The 7,452-nt window shown below is 72.0% G+C and carries 7 protein-coding genes; 4 read left to right on the top strand and 3 right to left on the bottom strand.

Going from position 1 to position 7,452, the window contains the following annotated elements; all coding sequences use genetic code 11:
* Positions 1–54 precede the first annotated feature (54 nt).
* Together ACFWMZ_RS27810 and ACFWMZ_RS27805 are read right to left on the bottom strand one after the other, a co-directional pair.
* Positions 55–732 (bottom strand): response regulator, encoded by a 678-nt coding sequence (locus tag ACFWMZ_RS27810; protein ID WP_383182155.1) that lies wholly within the window; start codon positions 730–732, stop codon positions 55–57.
* 16 nt (positions 733–748) lie between these two features.
* On the bottom strand, positions 749–1,741 hold the full coding sequence (locus ACFWMZ_RS27805; protein ID WP_383182153.1) for a RecB family exonuclease: 993 nt from the start codon (positions 1,739–1,741) through the stop codon (positions 749–751).
* A 204-nt stretch (positions 1,742–1,945) separates the two neighbouring features.
* Here ACFWMZ_RS27805 and ACFWMZ_RS27800 point away from each other — a divergent pair, with 204 nt between their 5' ends.
* The 3 genes from ACFWMZ_RS27800 (at position 1,946) to ACFWMZ_RS27790 (ending at position 5,015) form a co-directional block, all read left to right on the top strand.
* Entirely contained in the window at positions 1,946–3,190 is a 1,245-nt protein-coding gene (locus ACFWMZ_RS27800; RefSeq protein WP_383182151.1) for a site-2 protease family protein, read from the top strand.
* A 52-nt stretch (positions 3,191–3,242) separates the two neighbouring features.
* The gene (locus tag ACFWMZ_RS27795) at positions 3,243–4,151 is read left to right on the top strand and encodes a tRNA (adenine-N1)-methyltransferase (RefSeq protein WP_383182149.1); all 909 of its coding nucleotides are present in this window, start codon (positions 3,243–3,245) and stop codon (positions 4,149–4,151) included.
* A 255-nt stretch (positions 4,152–4,406) separates the two neighbouring features.
* Positions 4,407–5,015 (top strand): hypothetical protein, encoded by a 609-nt coding sequence (locus ACFWMZ_RS27790; RefSeq protein WP_383204904.1) that lies wholly within the window; start codon positions 4,407–4,409, stop codon positions 5,013–5,015.
* Between the two features lie 72 nt (positions 5,016–5,087).
* Here the strand turns inward: ACFWMZ_RS27790 and ACFWMZ_RS27785 are convergent, their stop codons facing one another.
* Positions 5,088–5,396 carry a ferredoxin gene (locus ACFWMZ_RS27785; protein ID WP_383182145.1) on the bottom strand — a complete coding sequence of 103 codons (309 nt, stop codon included), beginning with the start codon at positions 5,394–5,396 and terminating at the stop codon, positions 5,088–5,090.
* A gap of 254 nt (positions 5,397–5,650) precedes the next feature.
* On the opposite strand from ACFWMZ_RS27785, the gene arc reads away from it, so the two are divergent.
* Positions 5,651–7,417, top strand: coding sequence for a proteasome ATPase (gene arc / locus ACFWMZ_RS27780; protein WP_383182143.1), 1,767 nt, complete (start codon positions 5,651–5,653; stop codon positions 7,415–7,417).
* The last annotated feature ends 35 nt before the right edge of the window (positions 7,418–7,452 follow it).

The following is a 7,452-nucleotide window of genomic DNA, read 5'->3' as shown; positions in this document are numbered from 1 at the left end:
CCCGCCCCCTCTGCGGGGCGGGCGGCCGCCGTCGTCGTACGGGCGGGGGAGCGGCTACTGCCCGGCGGCGCCCGGGCGGACCAGCCCGCTCTCGTACGCGTAGACCGCCGCCTGGACGCGGTCGCGCAGGCCCAGCTTGTTCAGCACGTGCCCCACATGGGTCTTGACCGTCGTCTCGCTGACGAACAGGTCCGCCGCGATCTCGGCGTTCGACAGGCCCCGGGCCACCAGCTTCAGCACCTCGACCTCGCGGTCGGTGAGCGTGTGCAGGGTGTCCGGCACCGGCTCGTCCCCCGACGGCAGGTGCTCGGCGTACTTGTCGAGCAGACGGCGCGTCACACTCGGGGCCAGCATCGCCTCGCCCGAGGCCACCACGCGGATCGCCTGTACCAGTTCATGGGCCGGGGCGTCCTTCAGCAGGAAGCCGCTGGCCCCCGCCCGCAACGCCTCCACCACGTACTCGTCGAGGTCGAAGGTGGTCAGCACCAGCACCTTGGCCGGGCCGTCCCGCTCCGGGCCGGTGATCTGCCGGGTCGCCTCCACCCCGTCCATCCGGGGCATCCGGATGTCCATCAGCACCACGTCGGGCTGGAGCGCCCGGACCTGGTCGATGGCCTGGAGCCCGTCACCGGCCTCCCCGACGACCGCGACATCCTGCTCGGCCTCCAGAATCATCCGGAAACCCGTACGCAGCAGCGGCTGGTCGTCCACCAGCAGGACGCGAATGGCCACGTCATCTCCTCTTCGGCTAGGACGGGCCCATTCTGCCCTGCTCGGCACTCCGAGACCCGGGCAGGTGCGCCTGCAACGGATACGGCGGGGGAGTCCCCCCGAATTCCGGACAGACCGCCTGATGGTCGCACCAGCCGCACAGCTTCGAGGGCTTCGGACGCCAGTCACCCGTCCGGGTCGCCTCCTGGATCGCCTCCCAGAGCGCCAGCAGCTTGCGCTCCACCCGCTCCAGGTCGGCCATCACCGGGTCGTAGGTGCGCACCTCGCCGCTGCCCAGGTAGACGAGCTGGAGCCGCCGGGGCAGCACGCCCTTCAACCGCCAGACCACCAGGGCGTAGAAGGTCATCTGGAAGAGCGCGCCCTCGGCGTACTGCGGCCGCGGGGCCTTGCCCGTCTTGTAGTCCACGATGCGCACCTCGCCGGTGGGCGCCACGTCGACCCGGTCGATGATGCCGCGCAGCCGCAGCCCCGACTCCAGCTCCGTCTCCACGAACAGCTCCCGCTCGGCCGGCTCCAGCCGCGTCGGGTCCTCCAGCGTGAACCACCGCTCGACCAGCCGCTCGGCCTCGCCGAGCCACCGCTCCAGCTGCTCGCCGGGAGCCCCTTCACCTTCTTCGCCGGTGAACAGCCCGGCCAGCTCCGGACGCCCGGTCAGCAGCCGCTCCCACTCGCCCGGCAGCAGCTCCTTGGCGCGCGGCGCCGTCCGCTCGGCGGCCGGGGCGTCGAAGAGCCGCTCCAGCACCGCGTGGACCAGGGTGCCGCGGGTCGCCGCCGGGCTGGGCTTCTCCGGCAGCCGGTCGATCACCCGGAAGCGGTACAGCAGCGGGCACTGCATGAAGTCGCCGGCGCGCGAGGGCGACAGCGACACCGGCGGCCGCCGCCGCTCCTCCGCCCCCGACCCCGGCGCCCCGCCCGCCGCGGGCCCGGCCTGCGGCGCGCCGGTCACCGGCGGTCCCCCGCCGGTCCCGCCCGCTCCGCTTCCCTGCTCCGCGTCCGTCCTCGTCTCCATGACCCCCGACCCTACGGCCCCGGGCGGACAGCGCGGACCGGCCGGCCCCCGCCTGCCCGCGAGGAGAGCCGCAGCCCACCGCCGCCCTGCCTCCGCTTACCATCGACGGCAGACCCTCCCGCCCTGCATGATCGGCAGCATCCGGCCGTCGTCCAGGGGGGACACCGGGGGAGACGGATCGCACAAGGGGACTGAGGGATCACCGTGGACGAAAGCGGCGGCGAGAAGCGCCGACCCGAAGGCGACGGCCGCCCCGGCGCCCCCGCACCGGAGAGGACCACCCCGCCCCGGCCCCGCGAACCGGGCGGCGGCCTGCTCATGGGCCGCTTCTTCGGCGTACCGATCTACGTCGCCCCCAGCTGGTTCCTGGTGGCCGCCCTCATCACCTGGGTCTTCGGCGGCCAGCTCGACCGGGTCCTGCCCGAACTGGGCGGCGCCCGCTACCTCGTCTCGCTCTTCTTCGCCGTCGCCTTCTACGCCTCCGTCCTCGTCCACGAACTGGCCCACACCGTCGTCGCCCTGCGCCAGCACCTGCCCGTGCGCCGCATCCAGCTCCAGTTCTTCGGCGGCGTCTCGGAGATCGAGAAGGAGAGCGAGACCCCCGGCCGGGAGTTCCTCCTCGCCTTCGTCGGCCCGCTGCTCTCCCTCGTCCTCGGCGGCGCCTTCTACCTCGCCCTCGACCTGGTCGAGCCCGGCACCGTGCCCGGCGTGCTGATCGCCGGCCTCACCATCTCCAACCTCCTGGTCGCCGTCTTCAACCTGCTGCCCGGCCTGCCCCTGGACGGCGGCCGGATGCTGCGCGCCGTCGTCTGGAAGCTCACCGGCAAGCCCATGAGCGGCACCGTCGCCGCCGCCTGGGTCGGCCGCGCGCTCGCCGTCGCCGTCCTCGTCGGCCTGCCGCTGCTCACTCACACCGGCACCCTCGGCGGCTCCGGCCAGGAGGCCGACGGGATGGACACGGTGATGGACGCGCTCCTCGCCGCGATCCTCGCCGCCATCATCTGGACCGGCGCCGGCAACAGCCTGCGCGTAGCCCGCCTCCGCGAGCACCTGCCCGACCTGCGGGCCCGCGCCCTGACCCGGCGCGCCGTCCCCGTCGAGGAGGCCACCCCGCTCTCCGAGGCCCTGCGCCGGGCCAACGAGGCCGGGGCCCGCGCCCTGGTCGTCGTCGACCCGCACGGCGATCCCGTCTCGCTGGTCCGCGAGGCCGCCATCGTGGGCGTCCCCGAGCACCGCAGGCCCTGGGTCGCGGTGAGCGGCCTCGCCCAGGAGATCACCGAGGGCATGCGGGTCCCCGCCGAGCTGGCCGGGGAGGAGCTGCTCGAACTGCTCCGCGCCCACCCCGCCACCGAGTACCTGGTGGTCGAGGAGGACGGCGCCATCTACGGCGTCCTAGCCGCCTCCGACGTGGAGCGCGCCTTCGTCAAGGCGATGGCCCGGCCCAGCTGAGCCGCCGGGGGCGTGGTCCAAGGCCCCGCCCCGGGCCCGGTAGGCTGGTCACATGTCCGAACCGACCGGTGCCGCCCGCCGTCGCGGGCCCTTCGAAGTCGGGGACCAGGTCCAGCTCACCGACCCCAAGGGACGCCACTACACCTTCACGCTCGAAGCAGGGAAGAACTTCCACACCCACAAGGGTTCCTTCCCCCACGACGAGCTGATCGGTGCTCCCGAGGGCAGCGTTGTCCGCACCACCGGAAACGTCGCCTACCTCGCTCTGCGACCCCTGCTCCCCGACTACGTCCTGTCCATGCCCCGCGGCGCCGCCGTGGTCTACCCGAAGGACGCGGGCCAGATCCTCGCCTTCGCCGACATCTTCTCCGGCGCCCGCGTCGTGGAGGCCGGTGTCGGCTCCGGCTCCCTCAGCAGTTTCCTGCTGCGCGCCATCGGCGACCAGGGCATGCTCCACAGCTACGAGCGCCGCGCCGACTTCGCCGACATCGCCCGGCAGAACGTCGAGCGGTACTTCGGCGGGCCGCACCCCGCCTGGCAGCTCACCGTGGGCGACCTTCAGGACAACCTCTCCGACACCGACGTCGACCGGGTCATCCTCGACATGCTCGCCCCCTGGGAGTGCCTGGAGGCCGTCTCCAAGGCCCTGGTCCCCGGCGGCATCCTCTGCTGCTACGTGGCGACCACGACCCAGCTGGCCCGCACCGTGGAGTCCATCCGGGAGATCGGCTGCTTCAACGAGCCGACCGCCTGGGAGTCGATGATCCGCAACTGGCACATCGAGGGCCTCGCCGTCCGCCCGGACCACCGGATGATCGGCCACACCGGCTTCCTCCTCACCGCCCGCCGTCTCGCCGACGGGGTCGAGCCCCCGATGCGCAGGCGCCGCCCCGCCAAGGGCGCCTACGGCGAGGACTACTCCGGCCCCAACGCCGACGGAGGCACCCCCACCGCGCGCTGACCCGCCGCACCCGCCCCGTACGCCGCCGCCCGGTACGCACCCGCGTGCCGGGCGGCGGCGTCGTCCGCGGCGGCCGCTCAGCGCCCCCGCGGCGGGCGAGCGGGGGCCACCCGTACGGCCCCGCCCGCCCGGCCGACGCGGCGTCACCCGTACGGCCCCGCCGTACCCGTGGTCACCCCGCCGTTCCCATGCGGTGTGACGTGTGGCACCATGCCGACAACCCCACCGGCACAGCCCTCACGGGAGACCCTCCTAGTGCAGCACCCCGCCGTCCCGGAACTGGCCCACACGCGCGCCCGGCCCCTCCACTGGGTCGCCACGGCCGCCGCCGTCTCCGCCGTCGTCGCCCTCTCGGGCCTCCTCCAGCCGGACCCGGCCACCGCGCAGCCCGCTGCCCAGGCCGCGCCCGCCGCCCCCGGGCCCGTCGAGGAGTCGCGCCCCGCGCCGCCGCCGGCCGCCCCGGGCACCGAGGGCGCCGAATTCCCCCTCGACTGCGGCCCCGCCGACGCGGTGGTCCAGGACGAGGCCGAGGGTGACCTCGACGGCGACCGCACCCCCGAGACCGTCGCGGTCGTGCACTGCGACGCCGGGTCGGGGACGCCGCCGCGCGCCGTGTACGTGCTGACCGCGGGCCATGACCCCGAGGCGCCGCCCCGCGTGGTCGCCACCCTCCTCGACCCGCTCGAACAGCGCAGCATAGGGGCGTTCGCCGTCCGCGACGGCGCGGTCCGCGCCACCCTGCTCGGCTACTCCTCGATCGACATACCCCGCTGCTGCCCCGACACCGAGGAGGACGTGACCTGGCGCTGGAGCGGCAAGGCGTTCCTCCGCTCCGACCCCGCGAGGTCCGCCGCCGGGGCCTGAGCCCCCTCACGCACGACGGGCCCGCCTCCACCGGCCGGTGGAGGCGGGCCCGTTCTGTACGGGGCCGGTCGGCTACGACGCCTCAGGTCCGTAGACCTCCACCCGGTCGGCCACCCGACGGACGTGGATGCAGTCGCCCGGGCACTCCTTCGCGGAGTCGGCCACGTCGCGCAGCAGCGGCAGCGGCACCGGAGTGGTCGCCCCCGGCTGCTGGAGCAGTTCGTCGTCGCCGCCCTTCACGTACGCCAGGCCGTCGATGTCCAGTTCGAACACCTCGGGCGCGTACTGCACACAGATGCCGTCACCGGTACAAAGATCCTGGTCGATCCAGACCTCCAGCGCCTCGCCGCCGCCGGGCCCGGTCTCCTCCTGCACCGTCATCTCTCCTGCCGTTTCCCGGCGCCGGACCGGTCCCGGTCGGGACGGGTCGGGGTGACGCCGACGGGTGTTGAACACCCCGACGATACAACCGGCGGCTTTCCCGGCCCCGAGGGTGGGTATGGCCTTGACGTGAGGGAGAGCGCAAGGGTGAAGATCGGACACACCCCGGAGTCTTTGTGATCTAGGGGTTTCAACCGACACCCGCCCAGGTAGGGTCTGGAAGCGTCCAGCTCCCCTTGGAGGAGGTGAGGACCGTGGCAGCCCACGACGACGACACCAACCGCGGCATCCGCCCGGGACGCGGGTCCGACGACCCGGCCGGGCAGATTGCCTATCTTGAGCAGGAAATCGCCGTCCTGCGCCGCAAGCTCGCCGACTCTCCGCGCCATACGAGGATTCTCGAAGAGCGGATCGTCGAGCTGCAGACCAATTTGGCCGGCGTGTCCGCACAGAACGAGCGGCTCGCCGACACCCTCCGCGAGGCCCGCGACCAGATCGTGGCCCTCAAGGAAGAAGTCGACCGGCTCGCACAGCCGCCGGCCGGCTTCGGTGTCTTCCTCACGGCGAATGAGGACGGCACCGCCGACATCTTCACCGGCGGCCGCAAACTCCGGGTCAACGTCAGCCCCGGCGTGGAACTCGAAGAGTTGCGGCGCGGCCAGGAAGTCATGCTCAACGAAGCGCTCAACGTGGTCGAGGCCATGACCTTCGAGCGCGTCGGCGAGATCGTCACCCTCAAGGAGATCCTTGAGGACGGCGACCGCGCCCTGGTCCTCGGCCACACCGACGAGGAGCGCGTGGTCCGGCTCGCCGAACCACTCCTGGGCGTCGCCATCCGCCCGGGCGACGCGCTCCTGCTCGAACCCCGCTCGGGGTACGTGTACGAGGTCATCCCCAAGAGCGAGGTCGAGGAGCTGGTCCTCGAAGAGGTCCCGGACATCGACTACACCCGGATCGGCGGTCTGGGCAACCAGATCGAGACGATCCAGGACGCCGTCGAACTCCCGTACCTCTACCCGGACCTCTTCAAGGAGCACGAGCTGCGTCCGCCGAAGGGCGTCCTGCTCTACGGCCCGCCCGGCTGCGGCAAGACGCTCATCGCCAAGGCCGTGGCCAACTCCCTCGCCAAGAAGGTGGCGGAGGTGAGCGGGCAGCCCGCGGGGAAGAGCTTCTTCCTCAACATCAAGGGCCCCGAACTCCTCAACAAGTACGTCGGTGAGACCGAGCGGCACATCCGCCTGGTCTTCCAGCGGGCCCGTGAGAAGGCCAGCGAAGGCACCCCCGTCATCGTCTTCTTCGACGAGATGGAATCGCTCTTCCGCACCCGCGGCTCCGGCGTCAGCTCCGATGTCGAGAACACCATCGTCCCCCAGCTCCTCGCCGAGATCGACGGCGTCGAGGGCCTGGAGAACGTCATCGTCATCGGCGCCTCCAACCGCGAGGACATGATCGACCCGGCGATCCTGCGCCCCGGCCGACTCGATGTGAAGATCAAGATCGAGCGTCCGGACGCGGAGGCCGCCAAGGACATCTTCGCCAAGTACCTCAAATCCAGTCTGCCGCTGCACACCGACGACCTCGCTGAGCACGGCAGCGACCGCGACGCCACCGTCCACGGCATGATCCAGACCGTGGTCGAGCAGATGTACGCCGAGTCCGAGGAGAACCGCTTCCTCGAAGTCACGTACGCCAACGGCGACAAGGAAGTCCTCTACTTCAAGGACTTCAACTCCGGCGCCATGATCGAGAACATCGTCGGCCGCGCCAAGAAGATGGCCATCAAGGCCTTCCTCGAACAGCAGCAGAAGGGGCTCCGCGTCTCCCACCTCATCCAGGCATGCGTGGACGAGTTCAAGGAGAACGAGGACCTGCCCAACACCACCAACCCGGACGACTGGGCCCGCATCTCCGGCAAGAAGGGTGAGCGGATCGTCTACATCCGTACGCTCGTCACCGGCAAGCAGGGCGCGGACACCGGACGCTCCATCGACACGGTGGCCAACACCGGTCAGTACCTGTAAGCAGCACGGGCCGGCTGCGGACGCCCTCTCGGGCG

The organism is Streptomyces sp. NPDC058373 (assembly GCF_042723275.1).
In the GTDB taxonomy this organism is placed as follows: domain Bacteria; phylum Actinomycetota; class Actinomycetes; order Streptomycetales; family Streptomycetaceae; genus Streptomyces.
Note: the sequence above shows the minus strand (reverse complement) of the source record. Positions and strands in the feature narration are given on the sequence as shown.